At 39.7% G+C, this 17,402-nt stretch carries 16 protein-coding genes; 5 read left to right on the forward strand and 11 right to left on the reverse strand.

The genetic code is table 11. The features are described from left to right. Positions 1–74: 74 nt before the first annotated feature. The 3 genes from LG336_RS18400 to LG336_RS18410 form a co-directional block, all read right to left on the reverse strand. On the reverse strand, positions 75–1,730 hold the full coding sequence (locus LG336_RS18400) for a glycerol-3-phosphate dehydrogenase/oxidase (RefSeq protein ID WP_404333217.1): 1,656 nt from the start codon (positions 1,728–1,730) through the stop codon (positions 75–77). 242 nt (positions 1,731–1,972) lie between these two features. Continuing rightward, complete coding sequence (gene glpK, locus LG336_RS18405; RefSeq protein ID WP_404328948.1) at positions 1,973–3,463, reverse strand: glycerol kinase GlpK; 1,491 nt, start codon at positions 3,461–3,463, stop codon at positions 1,973–1,975. Between the two features lie 111 nt (positions 3,464–3,574). Further along, on the reverse strand, positions 3,575–4,426 hold the full coding sequence (locus LG336_RS18410; protein ID WP_404328949.1) for a Ku protein: 852 nt from the start codon (positions 4,424–4,426) through the stop codon (positions 3,575–3,577). A 151-nt stretch (positions 4,427–4,577) separates the two neighbouring features. Between LG336_RS18410 and LG336_RS18415 the strand changes: the two genes are divergently transcribed. After that, on the forward strand, positions 4,578–6,416 hold the full coding sequence (locus LG336_RS18415) for a DNA ligase D (RefSeq protein WP_404328950.1): 1,839 nt from the start codon (positions 4,578–4,580) through the stop codon (positions 6,414–6,416). Between the two features lie 294 nt (positions 6,417–6,710). Here the strand turns inward: LG336_RS18415 and dapF are convergent, their stop codons facing one another. From dapF to LG336_RS18440, 5 genes are all read right to left on the reverse strand, one after another. Then, positions 6,711–7,673, reverse strand: a complete 963-nt coding sequence (gene dapF / locus LG336_RS18420; RefSeq protein ID WP_404333218.1) for a diaminopimelate epimerase — start codon at positions 7,671–7,673, stop codon at positions 6,711–6,713. Between the two features lie 319 nt (positions 7,674–7,992). Continuing rightward, positions 7,993–8,568: a redoxin domain-containing protein gene (locus LG336_RS18425; protein ID WP_404328951.1), complete on the reverse strand. Its 576-nt coding sequence runs from the start codon at positions 8,566–8,568 to the stop codon at positions 7,993–7,995. A gap of 101 nt (positions 8,569–8,669) precedes the next feature. Beyond that, on the reverse strand, positions 8,670–9,440 hold the full coding sequence (locus tag LG336_RS18430) for a hypothetical protein (RefSeq protein WP_404328952.1): 771 nt from the start codon (positions 9,438–9,440) through the stop codon (positions 8,670–8,672). Between the two features lie 115 nt (positions 9,441–9,555). Beyond that, positions 9,556–10,401, reverse strand: a complete 846-nt coding sequence (locus tag LG336_RS18435) for a patatin family protein (RefSeq protein ID WP_404328953.1) — start codon at positions 10,399–10,401, stop codon at positions 9,556–9,558. Between the two features lie 178 nt (positions 10,402–10,579). Beyond that, entirely contained in the window at positions 10,580–10,900 is a 321-nt protein-coding gene (locus tag LG336_RS18440) for a DUF4870 domain-containing protein (protein ID WP_404328954.1), read from the reverse strand. Positions 10,901–11,066: 166 nt separating this feature from the next. Here LG336_RS18440 and LG336_RS18445 point away from each other — a divergent pair, with 166 nt between their 5' ends. Together LG336_RS18445 and LG336_RS18450 are read left to right on the forward strand one after the other, a co-directional pair. Further along, positions 11,067–11,846, forward strand: coding sequence for an undecaprenyl-diphosphate phosphatase (locus tag LG336_RS18445; protein WP_404333219.1), 780 nt, complete (start codon positions 11,067–11,069; stop codon positions 11,844–11,846). A 290-nt stretch (positions 11,847–12,136) separates the two neighbouring features. Further along, the gene (locus tag LG336_RS18450; RefSeq protein WP_404328955.1) at positions 12,137–12,697 is read left to right on the forward strand and encodes a GNAT family N-acetyltransferase; all 561 of its coding nucleotides are present in this window, start codon (positions 12,137–12,139) and stop codon (positions 12,695–12,697) included. Positions 12,698–12,744: 47 nt separating this feature from the next. Here the strand turns inward: LG336_RS18450 and LG336_RS18455 are convergent, their stop codons facing one another. The 3 genes from LG336_RS18455 to LG336_RS18465 all read right to left on the reverse strand — a co-directional run bounded on the left by LG336_RS18455 (position 12,745) and on the right by LG336_RS18465 (position 16,131). Continuing rightward, positions 12,745–13,938, reverse strand: coding sequence for a DHH family phosphoesterase (locus LG336_RS18455; RefSeq protein ID WP_404328956.1), 1,194 nt, complete (start codon positions 13,936–13,938; stop codon positions 12,745–12,747). A gap of 112 nt (positions 13,939–14,050) precedes the next feature. Continuing rightward, positions 14,051–14,818 carry a CAP domain-containing protein gene (locus LG336_RS18460; RefSeq protein ID WP_404328957.1) on the reverse strand — a complete coding sequence of 256 codons (768 nt, stop codon included), beginning with the start codon at positions 14,816–14,818 and terminating at the stop codon, positions 14,051–14,053. Positions 14,819–15,351: 533 nt separating this feature from the next. Beyond that, positions 15,352–16,131: an SDR family oxidoreductase gene (locus tag LG336_RS18465; RefSeq protein WP_404328958.1), complete on the reverse strand. Its 780-nt coding sequence runs from the start codon at positions 16,129–16,131 to the stop codon at positions 15,352–15,354. Between the two features lie 193 nt (positions 16,132–16,324). Between LG336_RS18465 and LG336_RS18470 the strand changes: the two genes are divergently transcribed. Together LG336_RS18470 and LG336_RS18475 are read left to right on the forward strand one after the other, a co-directional pair. After that, positions 16,325–16,804 carry an Hsp20/alpha crystallin family protein gene (locus LG336_RS18470; RefSeq protein ID WP_404328959.1) on the forward strand — a complete coding sequence of 160 codons (480 nt, stop codon included), beginning with the start codon at positions 16,325–16,327 and terminating at the stop codon, positions 16,802–16,804. A 33-nt stretch (positions 16,805–16,837) separates the two neighbouring features. Further along, positions 16,838–17,356 carry an Hsp20/alpha crystallin family protein gene (locus LG336_RS18475; RefSeq protein WP_404328960.1) on the forward strand — a complete coding sequence of 173 codons (519 nt, stop codon included), beginning with the start codon at positions 16,838–16,840 and terminating at the stop codon, positions 17,354–17,356. The last annotated feature ends 46 nt before the right edge of the window (positions 17,357–17,402 follow it).

A 17,402-nucleotide genomic window follows, 5' to 3' on the forward strand; every position in this document is an offset into this window, starting at 1 on the left:
ATCTTTCCAAACGTCTTTGCTCTATTGGATTCTCTAGAATACGGTTATAAAACTACCATTGAAATATCTGAAAATCAGTCTGCTGTCTTCGTTGCCCTTACAATAGCAGTTTCTAGTTCCTTAGTATAGTTTTCTTGTTGATGTTCGGTCCACGAAAGTCGCATAGCCATGTAGGAAATGACATTCTCCTTTGTGGATAACACTACATTCAAGTCAAATAACAAAGCTCCTGTACGACGGAAAAAGAAATCGAGGGGCGTATAAGCCATCTCTGCCTCGATACTATAAATTAATTGACCATATAGCAAAAGTGGTAACTGATACTCTTCAGCTTCTGTTCTATTTTGCTTAACCAAATTAAAAATATTATGAGCATTCGCACCATACATTAATATTAGTTTTTTTGCCTCGGGCTCACTCAAGCCGGCGGATATTCCTTCGATACTATTCCTTTCAATGTACGCGGAAAATTCCCTACTCCCTCCTACATCCCCACCTGCAATTGGAAGATTCCTAGTTTGACAGGATTTAAAGATGCGTTCTTCCTCTTCCCGTATAAGGCTTGCCACCAAATCAACAACTGTTTCAGCCATTTTACGATAACCCGTAAGCTTTCCCCCGGCAATGGTAATCAATCCACTATCCGACTCCCAGATTTCATCCTTTCTTGAAATCTCCGACGGGCCCTTCCCATCCTCATGAATAAGGGGGCGGATTCCCGCCCAACTTGACTCCACATCCTCTACCGTTACATTTGCTTCAGGAAATATATACCGAATAGCCTCAATAAGATAATTTCGATCAGCCTCTGTTATTTCTGGATTGACCAAGTCGCCTTGATAAAAAGTATCCGTCGTCCCGACATACGCCTTTCCATTTCGAGGTATCGCAAACACCATTCTTCCATCAGCGGTATCAAAATAAATGGCTTGATTTAGTGGAAAACGAGATTGGTCAATAACCAGATGAACCCCTTTTGATAAAATCAATGATTTTCCTTGCTTTGAGGCATCCATTTCCCTAACTTCATCCACCCATGGCCCCGTTGCATTCACTACTTTTTTAGCTTTAATGCAATACGTTTCACCTGTTACGAGGTCGGAAATTTCTGCACCAGCAATTTTCCGATTTTTATAAATGAGGGTGGTAACCTTCGAATAGTTCATTGCGACCGCGCCTTTTTCAACTGCTGTCTTTAAAACTTCGATTGTCAGTCTGGCGTCATCGGTCCGGTATTCTACATAATACCCTCCACCCTTTAACCCGTCTTTTTTTAACAAGGACTCTTTCGCAAGTGTTTCTTGCACATTTAACATCTTCCGGCGTTCCTCATGTTTAACCCCAGCTAAAAAATCATAAACACGTAAACCAATTGAGGTGGTCACCTTCCCGAATGTTCCTCCCTTGTACAGGGGTAACAGCATCCATTCTGGGGTTGTGACATGGGGGCCATTCTCATAAACAATTTCTCGTTCCTTGCCCACTTCTTTGACAACAGCGATATCAAATTGTTTCAAGTAACGTAAGCCACCGTGAACAAGCTTAGTTGAACGACTCGAAGTACCTGCAGCAAAGTCCTGCATTTCAACTAAGGCTGTCTTCAACCCTCGTGAAGCAGCATCGAGAGCAATACCCGCGCCTGTGATTCCTCCGCCAATAATCAATAAATCAAACTCCTGAGTAGACATTTGCTCAGTAATTTCAGTACGCCTGAGATTTGAAAACATGATGGATTCCCCACTTTTTATGGAATAAATCTCCCTTTATTTAAAGGCTCTTTTCTCAAACTTTGTTGCTCTTGGATACAAAATAGGTTGGATTATGCTTTTTTTTCATTTTTATTATGGGAAAAAAGAGCATGCAAACTTTCTATAACGTACGAAAAAGCTTATCTTGCGTTAAAATCGGCTTAGGTAGTAAAAATCGGCTTTAAGATTTTTACAATTTTAACAACAATCTTTACGAAAACAGCCTATTTAAAAGCCATGGCAGCATTTACTGCTTTTTTCCAACCAGTGTAGAGGTGGGTCCTTTGCTCTTCCGTCATTTCTGGTTCAAAACGTGTTTCTATTGCCCATTGTTTTCCGATTTCCTCGGGGCTTTCCCAGTAGCCGACAGCTAGCCCAGCAAGAAAAGCAGCACCGAGAGCGGTTGTTTCATTAATGGTCGGGCGCTCAACTGGTACATTAAGTAGGCTACTTTGAAATTTCATTAGAAAATCATTTTTAACAGCCCCACCATCCACTCGCAACGTTCTTAGTTGGATGCTAGAGTCTGCCTCCATCGCCGCAAGAACATCCTTCGTTTGATAAGCTAACGCCTCCAAGGTCGCCCGAACAAAATGTTCTTTTGACGTCCCCCTTGTTAACCCGAAGACTGCCCCATGGACATCGCTATCCCAATAAGGGGTTCCAAGGCCCACAAAAGCAGGAACGACATAAACCCCGTTCGTGGATTCTACTCTCTCTGCATATTTTTCACTATCTGAAGCAGTTTTGAGAATTCTTAACCCATCCCGCAACCATTGTACCGCAGAGCCAGCAACAAAAATGCTCCCTTCTAGAGCATATTCCACTTTTCCATTTAACCCCCAAGCTATTGTTGTCAATAAACCGTGTTTAGATTGGACAGCCTTCGTCCCTGTATTCATTAACATAAAGCAACCAGTGCCATACGTATTCTTCGCCATTCCTTCCTCAAAACAAGCCTGCCCAAACAGTGCTGCCTGCTGGTCTCCCGCTACCCCCGCGATTGGCACTTCCTGCCCAAAAAATTGTTCAGGAATGGTTTTTCCATATATCTCTGAAGATGGTCGCACCTCTGGTAGTATAGTCTTTGGTATATCTAGAATTGCTAATAACTCATCGTCCCACTCTAAATCGTGAATATTGTACATTAAGGTTCTCGAAGCATTGGAGTAATCTGTGACATGCACGTTTCCTCCAGTAAGCTTCCAGATTAACCAGGTATCAATCGTGCCAAATAAAAGCTTGCCTTGTTTCGCCTGCTCACGTGCACCCTCAACATGATCAAGAATCCATTTCACCTTAGTGGCGGAAAAATAGGCGTCGATTAACAAACCAGTTTTTTTTCTAAATAAATCATTGTAGCCTTTTGTTTTTAGCTCTTCACAAATTTCTGCTGTTTGCCTTGATTGCCAAACAATCGCATGATAAATAGGATCCCCAGTCTCTCGGTCCCAAACGACTGCTGTTTCTCGTTGATTTGTTATCCCTATACCCGCAATTTGTGAGGATTTAACACCAGACTCTGTTAGTACAGTAGCAATCACCGAAAGAACAGAACCCCAAATTTCATTCGCATTATGTTCCACCCAGCCAGGCTCTGGAAAATATTGAGTAAATTCTGTTTGGGCCGAATGAACAATCTGACCTTGTTTATTAAATAAGATCGCTCTGGAGCTTGTCGTTCCCTGATCAATTGATAAAATGTATGTTTCCACCCTAACGCCTCCCTTGAATGCGTTTTATCTCTTACTCCATTTTCTTATAGATAATGTCCACAAACAAGAAAAAACCGATATGCATAAGCAAAATCGGTTTTTGCGCAATGTTTATGCTTGTTTTTTTACCTTCGTGACAGTACGCTTTCGTTTTGCAGGTTCTTTCTTCTTCACGGTTTCTGCCTTCTCCGGCTTGGTTCGGTCGATTGAGGCCTGAAGTGCCGCCATTAAATCAGTAACATTGGTAACCGGCTCTTTTTCTTTTGCTGTTACCGTTTCTTGTCCCGTACGCTTGTTTTCAATAAGTTCAAGCAATGCCGTTCGATAGTCATCACTATATTTTTCAGGATTGAATTCAGTTGTTAATTGATCGATAAGCATAATCGCTGTATCCAGTTCCTTATCAGTAACTTTATCTTCGGCCGGAACACTAGGGACATCAGCGGAACTCCTTACTTCGTCAGGAAAATGAATGGTCTCCATTACCAGTGTGTTTTCATAAACCCTTACTATGGCTAATTGTTCCTTCGCCCTGATGATAATTTTCGCTAGCCCAACCTTTTGCGATTCCTTTAACGCTTTTCTTAACAAGGAATACGCCTTACCCCCACCTTCATTTGGAGACATATAATAGCTGCGGTTGTAGTAAATCGGATCGATTTCTTCCATTTTCACAAAATCAATAATTTCTACAGCTTTATCCTCGTTTTCTTTTCTTAAGCTTTCGAGTTCTTCGTCTTCAAGAACAACATATTTTCCTTTGGTATACTCATATGCCTTCACAATATCATCCGGCTGTAATTCTTCTTCACAAACGGAGCAAACTTTTTCATATTTAACAGGGGAGTGACATTTTTTATGAAGGGTTCGTAATTTGATGTCCTTATCCTCTGTTGCCGTATGCAACTTTATTGGGATATTAACCAACCCAAACGAGATGCTTCCTTTCCACATTGTATGCATCGACATTTCTCCATTTCTAAATAGGTTAAGCTTAATTTATGTAAGAAATCTTGAATCATCCTTATAAACATTTGCCAGTGGTTTAGTTTCCGTCACTTCTGGAAAACTAACCACATAAAAGAATCATTAAAAGACCGGAAAGGAGACTATCATGAAACCAATGCTGCCGACACTTACCTTTCAGCTCCCGCAAGGAGACGAATGGCGTTACGAGGTAAAGTATGATGGATTTCGTGCCTTCCTAGAATGGGGAAAAGAGATAAAATTAACGAGTAGAAATGGGAATAGCCTTTTGGGGAACTTTCCGGAGATCGAAGCTTTTTTACGAGACAATCTAGAGCTTTTCCGCCCCTTTTTGCCATTGACACTTGATTGTGAGCTTGTTGACCTAGAAAGCCCCTATAACGCAAACTTTGGGGCGCTTCAAATTAGGGGCAGGATGCGTTCGACTGAAAGAATTAAAGAAAAGGCAAAGGAAAACCCTTGTAGGTTGATGGTTTTTGATGTTCTTAAACTCCAGGGGAAAGATACGACAAAAAAGCCCTATCAACAGCGACGTGAGATATTAGAACACTTTTTTAATGATTTGAAGCTACCTTCATTTCCAGAAAAGTCAAACCCAAAGCTTCTCCAGTTGGTTCCGGCAGAAAGTGACTTTTCTCAATTATGGGACCATATCCTTTTAAACGACGGCGAAGGGATTGTCGCGAAACATCTAAATAGCTTATGGGAAGAAGGAAAACGCACAGATAAGTGGTATAAGTTCAAGAACTGGAAATACGTATCATGCTTTGTCACTGCATATGAAAAATCCAATGGTTATTTTTATGTTTCCGTATTTAAGGGGAAGGAATTCTCTCCTCTCGGAGCAGTTCTTTTTGGGTTTAAGCCTGATGAAAAGGCAGCACTTTTTCAGACCATTAAAGATAACCATATTCGGGAGGACGATCGCTTTCTTTATGTTGATCCAGCAATCTGTTTGGAAGTAAAGTACCTAGAGCTTTATGAAGACCAAATGCGCGAACCTCATTTTCATCGATTTCGGTTTGATATAAAGCCAGAGGATTGTACATTTGAAAGGTTTGTTGAGCAGCAAAAAAATCTTCCAACCGGGATTGAAATTACTCATCCTGACAAACCCATTTGGGAAGAACCTGCAGTAAGTAAGATGGAGTTTATTCAATATTTACGGGAAGTATCCCCGTTTATGCTCCCGTTTTTGAAAGATCGGCTATTGACTGTGATTCGTTATCCCCATGGGATGTTTGGAGAAGCTTTTTATCAAAAAAATACTCCCGATTACTCACCTGATTTTGTACAAACCTCGATGTCAGAAGGAATAAATTATATTGTCTGCAATGATTTAAAAACCCTGCTATGGTTAGGAAATCAAATTGCGGTGGAATTCCATATCCCATTTCAAACCATTAGCAGCACCGGGCCAGACGAAATCGTGTTTGATCTTGACCCACCCTCAAGGGATTTTTTCCATTTAGCTGTTGAGGCAGCGTTACTGATAAAAGAGGTCTTGGATCAGCTTGAACTAATTAGTTTTATAAAAACTTCAGGAAATAAGGGCTTGCAAATTTACATACCACTGCCAAAAAATAAATATACGTACGACGAAACGAGATTGTTTACAGCGTTTATAGCAGAATACCTTATCAGCAAAAGTCCTGATTCTTTTACAATTGAACGAATGAAGAAAAAACGTGGAAACCGCCTCTATGTTGACTATGTGCAGCATGCAGAAGGAAAAACAATCATTGCTCCCTTTTCTCCTCGAGGCAAACAGCAAGCCACTGTAGCTGCTCCATTGTTCTGGGAAGAAGTAAATGAGGATTTATCAATTACAGATTTTAAAATTAACAACATGATGAAAAGGATAAATGAAAAAGGTTCTCCTTTTGCAGATTATCAAAAGGTAAAAGACGAGCAAAACTTCGACCCGGTTTTGGCCGTTCTGCGAAAAGGGAAAAAGAAGAAATAGTGAATGGAGAACGGACCTTCAATGTGACCGTTTCTCCAACTTCCTTTGCTGTTTGGTCACATTGAGTCCTTCAATGTGACCGTTTCTCCAACTTCCTTTGCTGTTTGGTCACATTGAGTCCTTCAATGTGACCGTTTCTCCGATTTTGTTTGCCACTTGGCCACACTTGATAGCGAAAGAAAAAAATAATGTCTAGAGAGTAAGAATATAGATAAAGGGCACATTCGACGCTCTAGGAAATTCCTAAACGACAAAAAAAACCCTGAAAATTTTACTTTTCAGGGTTTACCTGCTTTACTTTGCGCTTAACACAGTTTGGGCATGTTCACGTAAATGTTGATAAGCCTCTTGTTCACTGTAACCTTGCTTTTCGATAACCTTCTGGCTTTCTGGATCGACTGTTGCTTTATACAGATAAGTCGCATTGCCGATTAAATCAATCGTAAAACGGTCAGCCACTTTATGCACGACGCATTGAACCATACCCCCGTTGTTATAAACAGAGATCTTTTTTTCAAACTGATTTTCACCAATTAAGCAGGTCACAAGACTTGAGGAAGACATCGCAGTTCCGCATGCATTGGTAAAGCCTACGCCGCGTTCAAAGGTGCGAACATATATTTTTCCCTTCTCAAGGAGCTTAATAAAACTTACATTGACTCCATCCGGGAACCACTCGTTTAGTCCATTTACTTTTTCACTTAATTCCTTTTGCAAGTCTGATTCCACTTGTTCATTGTCAACGATTGCCACAAGATGTGGGTTTGGAACCGCTAAGGCTGAGAAAATAAGCTCACTGGACAAGCCCGGGATTTTTTGCTGAATCAATTCTTCTTGGTCCAATTTTAACGGAAGGTCCTCTAAACGGAACGAAACCGGAGAAATTTCAACATTATAAGTTGGGACTCCTGGGAAAATGTCCGCTTCTTTTTTCACTTGTAAATTTGCCTTCATTGTCTCAACAATCGCCTCGTTGACCCCAAGCTTCTCACAGATATAACGCCCGGCACAACGCAAACCGTTCCCGCACATCGAAGCTTCTGAACCATCTGAATTAAACACACGCATTCTTGCATCCGCTTTTGTACTTGACAAAATAAACAGGATGCCATCGGCACCAAGCTCTGTTTCACGGTTACAAAGAGACTTCGCCAGCTCTGCACGACTCTCCTCTGTAAAGCCGTAATCTCTTCCCATTTCATCTATTAAAAGAAAATCATTTCCTGATCCATGACACTTAATTAAATCAATCATCATCATTCGCCGCCTCCAAACTATGTACTATATTAAAAGATGCCACAACTTCACTGAATGTTCAACAAAAAGGGAAAGCGCAAGCGCCCTGGTCAGCGGCGTATGGCCTGGAGCGCTCCAACTGAGATAAAGGAAACACGAAGAGCCGGAGGCGCATTCGTGCTTGACGCAATCGTTGCGGCGGTAAAAATCCAAAAGCCGATTTTTACTAGGAGAGCGAAGGACACTAGCCGCTAGGGCGCTGGAGCTGGACAATTCTCTAAGTTAAAACCTTTTTTAGAAAAACCACCCACTGATAAACGGGTGGCACTAAAGCAATCCGTTAAGGTAGTTTTTTAATTTCCCCTTCAAGATGCTCCTTCGTCATACCGCCGACTGTGATACTGCGAATGACTCCATCTGAATCAATGAAAAAGCTTGTTGGGAATGCCATGATTTCATAATCACTGGAGACACGATTTTTTTCATCCATAGGAATTGGAAAACTCAATCCATATTCCTCAACAAAATCGACGACATTTTCCCGTGACTTTTCTGTTACGGTCGAGTTAACTGCTAAAATTTCAAACCCTTCATCCTGATATTTCTCATACATTTCTTGCATATAAGGCATCTCCGCTTTACATGGCGGGCACCATGTAGCCCAAAAGTTTACAAGAACTTTTTTTCCTCGATATTCACTTAATTTTATCGAATTCCCGTTTAAATCAACCAAAGAGAAATCGGGTGCTAGGTTCCCTTCTGCCAAGCCTATAGGAAGTTCATCTAGGTTATCGAGCTTTTTATATTTCCCTGTAAGCCCGACTTTATTAATCATTCCTTCATCCTGTAAAACCGTCTTATCGACTACAAATAAAACTGCTAAAATAAGTCCGATCACAATCAAAAACTTCTTCATGTTAACATTCCTTTCGAAAAAAAACCTCTTGATGCTATTGTAAAACGAAATGAACATAAACTACATCAAAAAAGTGAAAACTTTCTAAACGATTATTCGGTTTAATGATTTTCATATTGATAATGGCTGATGACAGCAGCCAGAGTTAGTAGCTTGTCTGTCTGATTGGCAGATATGTCAAACGAGAGGATGGGAGTGTTAATCGTAAAGTGTTTAGTCCATTTTGTTGGCATCCACCCTCTTTGTAATCTTGACACAACTTGTTCTTCCCTCACTACCTGTACATCCGTATAGACACTAGAATGGCTACTCCTAGTAAATTTCACACCGGTTTCATCCGCGGTACCTAATTGTTTATGATGATCATAAACCATCACTACGTTCTTATCCACATCCATCACTTCAACTCTTTGATTCATTGCGATAAAATAAGCTAAGAGGTTTCCTCTAGAATCATATAAACCAAAGGTCTTTTTTAAGCGACGATCCAACACATTGGGTAAAAGGTAGCGCCAAACCTTTTGGTTTAGTTCTAAAATTTCTCCTGCAAGCAAACTATTGGGATGGAATAGCAACAGCCTGAGGGCAGGGGCCGGAGCAAAAGTAAGCAGATAATCGGAATGTGAAAAAAAATCATCTAAGTCTTCGTCCAGACGGACAAATAGTGCCTCCAGTGAACGTTTCCTGTAACGTAAATAACCCTGAAATTGGACAACTGCAAATAAGGTAAAAGGGATAAACAACAAGCCTAATGGCGGTCTCGATGGTAGGAGCAACCCGAAAATTAATAGAAGGGTAAATAGAGTAATTGCTGCGATAAAGCCCTGTAAATAGGATTGAGCTGTTCTAAAATAATATTGTTTAATGCTCATAAGAATTCTTCCTCACAATTCTTTAGCTTATTACTCTATTCTATTAAACTCGCACCAAATTCATTCTATTAAAATCTATGAAAAAAGCCATCCGAGTTAGGACGGCTTTTTACTATTACCAAGCTAACAGACGACCTTCAGCTTTTCTTGCGTCATCATACCCCTGTTGATATAGTTTTTCAAGTTTTGCTGGATTTCGTTCCATACGACCAACCTCCAACGACTCTGTCGGTCTAATAATCATGACATTCCCTTTTTTCTCCTCTTCTGTTAAAAAGGCAATCGTATCATTATAGACTTGATAACGCTTGGCTAAAGCAGTCTGCAATCCACTGTATTGCGGATATTTCCGTTTCACAAGGAATTGAAATTTGGACGGTTTTTTTAAATAGCCTTCATTCCTCGTTAAAACAACCACATTCCGTTTATTACCGTCTTGAATCGATTTCCTAAGGGGAATCGGGTCACTAATTCCACCGTCAAGAAGGATTTTATGCTTAAAATGCATTTCAGGAGACAGAAACGGTAATGAACTTGACGCGCGAATAACTTTTAACATATCTTGTTCATAATCTTCTTTTGAAAAATACACCGGTTCCCCACTCAGACAATCGGTTGTTCCCACCACAAACTCTGCTTCATTCTTGTAAAACTCATCGTAATGATAAGGGACAATTTTATTCGGGATTTCATCAAAAATAAAATCCATTCCGAAGGCTTGCCTCGTTTTTATAAAATTTTGCCAAGAAATATAGCGAGGATCTGAAACCATATCAATGTTTACTTTTCTATTTCTTCCTTTTTGTTTAGATAAGTAGGAGGCAGCATTGGCCGCACCTGCAGAAACACCAATCACATAAGGAAATTCAATCCCCTGCTCTAAAAAATATTCAAGAACACCAGCCGTATAAACTCCCCTCATCCCTCCACCTTCAAGGACAAGACCTGCATCGATTGCCACGTATATCTTCCTTTCTACAAAAACAATTAATTTTCATTAGTTATTTTAGCATATTAAAGTATTTTCATAGGAAAAGATGCTTTGGTAAATAACGTATAGGTGCCCATTAACTTTTTCAACAAAAAAAGGTCAAACCAAAAGCTTACAAATACTAAGCCATTGATTCAACCTCTATAAATTATAAAATCCGGAAAATAAATGGAATTCGATATTCCTGACCTTCGTAAGCTTTAATCGCCCCAACGATTGTAAATACGACACCTAAAACTCCAACAACCGGTGCCAAGATAAACCCAATCAAAACAATCATCAGAATCCAACTAACGATTCCATATACAGCGTACGAAATGAGGAAGTTCAAGTATTCTCTCCCATGATAATCAATAAAACTTGATTCATTCTTTTTAACTAGCCAGATGACGAGTGGGCCAATAAAGACAGTAAAAAAACTTATTGCATAAATTGCAGCCGATAGAAGTCTTTCTTCATTGCTAGGCATTTCCATCCCCCCTATTTTCACCCTTTTCTTATTTACGTAGGACCTGAATAAAAGTTTCATCGTTTAAGTATATTCCACTCCGACTAGATGAGAAGTTCTTGGTTTTGGACAATCTGAATACATTTGTAGTACAAGCAACTTCTATGAGGTGATAGTTATGGAGATGATGTCAAAAATTGAAGCATTCATCCTTGGGGTGATTCAGGGGTTCACTGAGTTTCTGCCGATATCCAGTACGGGACACTTGTATCTGGGCAGGCATCTTTTTGGTCTTGATGAAGCTGGGTTATTTCTTGATACCATGCTTCACACTGGTACACTATTAGCTGTTCTGGTCATTTATAAAGATGAGCTCATCGATGTGATCAAACATCCATTAGGGAAAACCGCTAAACTACTCGTTATTGGCACAATCCCGGCCGTCATTGTCGGAGTACTTTTCGATGATTTTTTTGATTCGATTTCAAAAAGTGGCGTAACGATTGGCTGGGAATTTCTTGTGACAGGGATGATTCTTTGGATGGCTGATGGAATTCGAAATGGTCGTAAAAAAATGCATCAAATTTCGTACGGGGATGCATTATTTATTGGTGTGGCACAATCTGCCGCCATCATGCCGGCTCTATCTCGGTCTGGCCTAACAATTGCAGCTGCACTATTTAGAAAACTTGACAGAGAGACAGCCGCTTATTTTTCCTTTTTACTATCGATACCAGCGATTGCAGGTGGCGTTGTTTATAAGTTACCCGAGCTATTTTCAGGTACAACCGAAGCCGTGTCTCTCGGCAGTTTAATGGTTGCAACTGTTGCTTCAGCTCTATGTGGCTATGTAGCCGTTGTGTGGATGATTCAGTTCCTTCAAAAAAAATCGCTAAAAATTTTCGCTGTCTATGTGTGGATACTTGGATTTATCGTATTAGCCCTGCAATATACAGGAGTTTTTTAATTAGTAAAATTTGATGAAATTTGGCAAAAAAAAGTTATAAAAATACGCAAAAAAACTATTTTCTTTTTCGCTTATTTTTAGTATGATTCTCTATGGAAATTGTTTAATAGAAAAGTTCATATTGGAAACTGTAATAAGGGAAGGCAAATGGTGCGCCACCAGTATCCTGGTTCTAGTGGGTTCGATTCCCACCCCGAAATTTTTTAGCAATTTTTACAAAAAATTTCGAGGGTGGTCCATGTCTATTTGTACATGGAGAAAATCTGCCCTGCTATTAGGAGGGATACAAAATGCTCAAGAAACGCGATCTTCATGATTCTCACGTTCTTTTCGAGCTTATGTCGCATCCAGATGTCTTCCCTTTTGTACGTCAAAAGGCATATTCTTACGATGAATTTGTTTTCGTAACAAAACAAACCATTGAAGCTGAAGAACGAGGCGAGCTCATTTCTAGGACGATACTCGACGATTGGGGTGCCCCAATAGGCACGATTAATTTATTTGATATTCAGGACGGGGCAGGATTCTTGGGAACATGGATTGGAAAACCTTACCACGGTAAAGGCTATAATGCACCCGCAAAGGATGCTTTTTTTCAAGAAGTGTTTTATGAGAAGGACATTGAGACCATCTTTATGCGTATCCGAAAAGAAAACATCCGCTCAATTAAAGCGGCTGAAAAGCTTCCCTATGTGGTAAAGGCTAATGAAACTAGAAAAATGATTTATGATCAACTGAACGCCAATGGAGACGTTTATGACCTATACGAAATCCCTAAAGACCAATACTCCCTATATCTACGTAGGGAAATGGTTCAAGTCGGGGAAGATCCACAGAGATTAGAAGCCTAAAGTATTTGAAAAGGGAGGACACAGATATTGGTGTCTTCCCTTTTCATTTAATCTTTTTGCTTTAAATAAAAATCAATTAAGTACTTGACGTATACATCGTCCCTTGAGAGTGAGGCGCCGAAATTTCTTTTCAAATAATTTTCCGCCTCTTGAAATTCATTGAAGGTAACGTCAATCGCACCGTTTCTTCTCTCAATCCCCCACTGGTTTTCTTGTGTCGGAAAAACAAAGAATTTTTCGCCGTGTCTAGTATCATAAAGTGACCCTTTTGGGGATTCTTTAAGATTGTATCGATTTCTAAAAGCATCTGGTTTTATCGGATCTAATGGGTAGACTTCCTGAACATATAATTCGAAGGCTTCCTTGCCCATCGAACACCCTGAAGCTTTGGCATGGCCTCCGCCGCCAAATTGGCCTGCAACAGCGGAAACGTCTACATGATCATGGATGGTTCTGAAGCTGATTTTTTTCCCACCGACGTTTAAAATCGCTATGTAATCTAAATGTGGATATTCTTTTCCTAGTTCATTGCCAAGTTCAGAATGATAAGACTCCGCATGGACAATCCCTGCACAATAATCATCAATAAACGTTTGGAACGTCTCTCGTTTTTTCCTTCTGACATATCGCTCGATTTTGTCCTCTTCCATCGATAAAAGCTTTTGTTCAAACTCATCAAACTCAAAGCCCTCTTGATGTTGTGTTAATCGATCAATCATCTTTTCCTCGAATTCATCTATCGAGAACATGAAAAACAAATCATTCAATTGCTTCGCTTTCACATTATCGTTTTGATCCCATTCCCATGTATCATATTGTCGAACGAGTTCTACGAATTGATCAACAGCTTTAGATGGTTGAATCCACTTGTTTTGAAGCAAATGTTCATAAAGCAATGAGGTTGCAGAAGTGAGCCTTCCATCTTCATATTCAACCTTAACTGACCCCCAGCTGTAGTCATTAAAATGGAGCGCTGTCTTATGGTGGTCAATAAAGTTTACCTTTCCTCCACTCTGATGGAGCGTCTCTACACGTTTTGTATTTTCTTCATTAATGGATAAATCAGTTATGAATAAATGGAACTCACTTAACTTCTTCTCATGCTCAAACAACCGTTCAACCTGTGTGTCTAATCCCATTACGGAGTTATACCTTACATCCACTTTGTCACCAAATGCCAGCTTCGCTACAATCCCACAACCAACACCATCAAGATCATTATGAGTATATAATTTATACAAAATCTTCACCCGCTATCTAATTGTTTCTTCCCATAATAGGGTATCATTCTTTCCCCTTATTTAACCACAAAAAAGCCAGGCCTCCAAAAGCTGGAGGACCTGACACTTCCATTTATTTCCCAATAAACATTTGAGTCCAGTAGTTCCCGTCCGCTACATGACCTACACCAATATGAGTATAGGAACTACTTAGGATGTTTTTACGGTGACCTTCACTATTCATCCAAGCATTGACAACTTCTTCAGGTGAACGTTGCCCCATTGCGATGTTTTCTCCGGCAGTGCGGTATGAAATCCCGAACTGCTTCATCATATCAAAGGGTGAACCATAGTTTGGACTTGTATGGCTGAAATAACCATTATTTTTCATATCAACTGATTTCTCTTTTGCTACTTTGCTTAATTCTATATCCAATTTTAGAGCAGGCAGACCTTGCTTTGCCCGTTCTTGGTTCGTTAAGTCAACGACTTGTTGCTCATATGCGCTTACCTGTGAAGGAGCTGATGTACCTTCACTTGGTTTTGTTGGTTGTGCTGGTTGTTCTTGAACAGGTGGAGCAGTTGGCTGCTGTACCGGTTGTTCTGGAGCTGGAGCCGTCGGTTCTGGAGTTTGAATAGGCTGTTGCTCCTCTTTAGGTTCATTCGATTGCTGATCTTGCGTTTGATTTGTATTTAAACTCTCCCAATTGATTTCATAATCACTTAAGTATTTTTGTAGATAGCTATTTATTTTGTCATAATTGATGTTTCCTGTTTGGTAAACATATACCTTTTTCTCTACACTATAGGATGGACTTGCTGCTTCTGCACCATTTATAGCTGGTGCTCCTAGAAGTAGTGCGGCTGTTGCTGCCACTGTCAAAATCATTTTCTTTTTCATCTGTATTTCCTCCCTAGATTGTTTCTCTCTCGCTTGCCCCTCTATCATAGCATTCGATTCTTGTAATATTTCAGGAAGGAATTCCCATCTATGTCTATTTGCCAGTATAATAAATTAGAAAACAAAGTTTCTCTCTTGGAGAAAGATATCTTTTCAATGACCTATCTATGTTTATAAAGAATCAATCAATAATTTGTAACTAAATTACTTAAACCCTGCTATTTACCATCTATTCCAAATATTTCATAAAAATTGGAGTTGACAACTTTTTAAAAACCCCTCATTTTTTACATAGATTACGTTTAAATGACTAGTTTTAAAACCATGTGTTTACCTTTACTATATGTTAAAACGGTAGATTTAGAGTTAAAAAAAGTTAATGTGTGCAAGAGAATATCACTAAAGATTTTAATGATTTCGTCTAATAGAAACTCATATAGCCAGATGATGTAATTTGATTGAATGAACTAAAAAAGCTAACTCCAAGACGATTATCCGCCTAGTAGTTAGCTTCTCCATCAATGTAGGGCTTCTTATTTATTATCCCTGTAAACTTTACCGAGGACATCCTTGCCGCCAGTTACAGGAATTATACTGCCGGTTATATAATCAGATTTCTTGTCTGCTAAAAAGGATATAACCCGAGCAATATCCTCCCCCGTTCCTGGCCTTCCTACCGGAACAGATGCATCATTTACTCCGACTGTGTCATCAATGTTTCGTTCCTTCCAATCCCCGACAATATCACCTGGACAAACCATATTCGCTGTAATCCCAAATTCTGCTTCTTCAAGAGCAATGGATTTCGTTAACGAAGCTAAACCCGATTTTGCTGCAGCAAAAGCCGAGCGATAAATCCAACCGGGTGCTGATTCAACCCTGTCAAAACCAACGGTAATAATCCTTCCCCACGCCTGATTCCGCATTCTTGGGATAAGAAGACTTGAAAGATAAAAAGCTGAGTTGAGATTTCCATTGATGAGATACTGCCATTCCTCAACAGAATAGTCCGCCATTTTTCTCCGTTCATGGATATAGGGTCCGGCATTATGGACAAGAATATCAATGGACGAAAAATGGTGCTTTACCTTCTTAACCATCTCGCAGCACTGTTGATAGTCCGACACATCTCCACCTATCGGGACGTTTTTAGTCCCAAATTCGGACGTTAGATCCTTTGCAAAAGCTTCTGCTATATCCACACTATGCCGATAATTGATGATTAAATCAATTCCTTCAGAAGCGAGTTCAATCGCTGTCCTTCTGCCAATTCCTGTTGCCCCTCCTGTTATGAGTGCTGTTTTTTTACCCACATTTATACCCCACCATTTTTTATTCACTAACCTTATAGTAATTAGTACTAGATGTTTATGCAAATATTAGTGTGTAACATTCCTTACTGACAATGATTCCTTAACCACTAGGCGATTTCCTGCATAGAATACCACAACATGAAACCCATATATGAATCTGCGCCGCTAAGACGAATAAAAGGAGGAAAGGTTGATGCTCCCGTGGAATCATCTTCCTTTTAACGAGGAAATGAAAAAAAAATTTAGTAACATGAATCCTAATGACATTGATAAATACGTTCAGAACATGATATCAAACATGTTTCCAAAGGAAATGGACGGCATATTAAACCCGCAAGAATGGCTAAAAGGGGTCCAAAGCTTCACCAATGACCAACCCTCCTCTCACAACGAAAACAGTCTAAACGCCGTCGTTTTTGAGACACATGATTTTGTATTTTTAAGAATTCCTATTAAAGAAGATCATTGGGTAAGAGAGATGAAAATTTATCACACCTCACATGAAGCCATCATTGAGCATATTCCTTCTCCTGATGATAAACATACAGTTAAATTGCCTGCTGCCGTTAGAAAAAAAGGAGCTATAGCTCATTATAAGGATGATGTGCTCGAAATAAGAATCCCGAGGAGTATACAGACACAGATTTCTGAGATTGATATTCAAGAGAGATAGATGGAGTTAGAGCTTTTGAGGAGGTTTTTAAGTATGGAAGCTGAAAAATGGAAAAATTGGCTTGATTTAACGAAACAATATGCAGCCGAAAGCTTTTGGAAGGAAGTCTTTAACCAATCTGAGCAACCGTTTTCCGGTAATGAAAAGGTTGGGGAAACGATATCAAATCTTATTAACGAAACAAAGATAAAAGGACTATTCCCTCGATGTGATATGTTTGAGGAAGAGGATCAACTGTATATTCAAGCCGAATTACCTGGTATTTCAAGGGAGGATGTTGTGGTTAGCTTACGAGACCAAGAATTGGTTATACAGGGGAATTACTCTACTTTAAAGCCTAGACTACAATACTATTTAAAAGAGCGTTCTGATAGAAGCTTCGAAAAATCAATAAAACTACCAGTAAAGGTGAATAAACAGAAAATCAGCTCTAGCCTCAATAATGGTCTTTTAACCATCATGTTCCCCATTATTAAAGAAGAAGATGCTGTTCCCATTCATATCGAAATCTCACCGTCTCCCATCCCTAATGAAGTCCATAATCAAGAATAAAGGTACAGAGCAGTTTCCAATTCTGCTCTGTGTCCTTCCCTATACT

This window comes from Mesobacillus maritimus (assembly GCF_044803185.1).
Lineage (GTDB): Bacteria > Bacillota > Bacilli > Bacillales > Cytobacillaceae > Mesobacillus_B > Mesobacillus_B maritimus_B.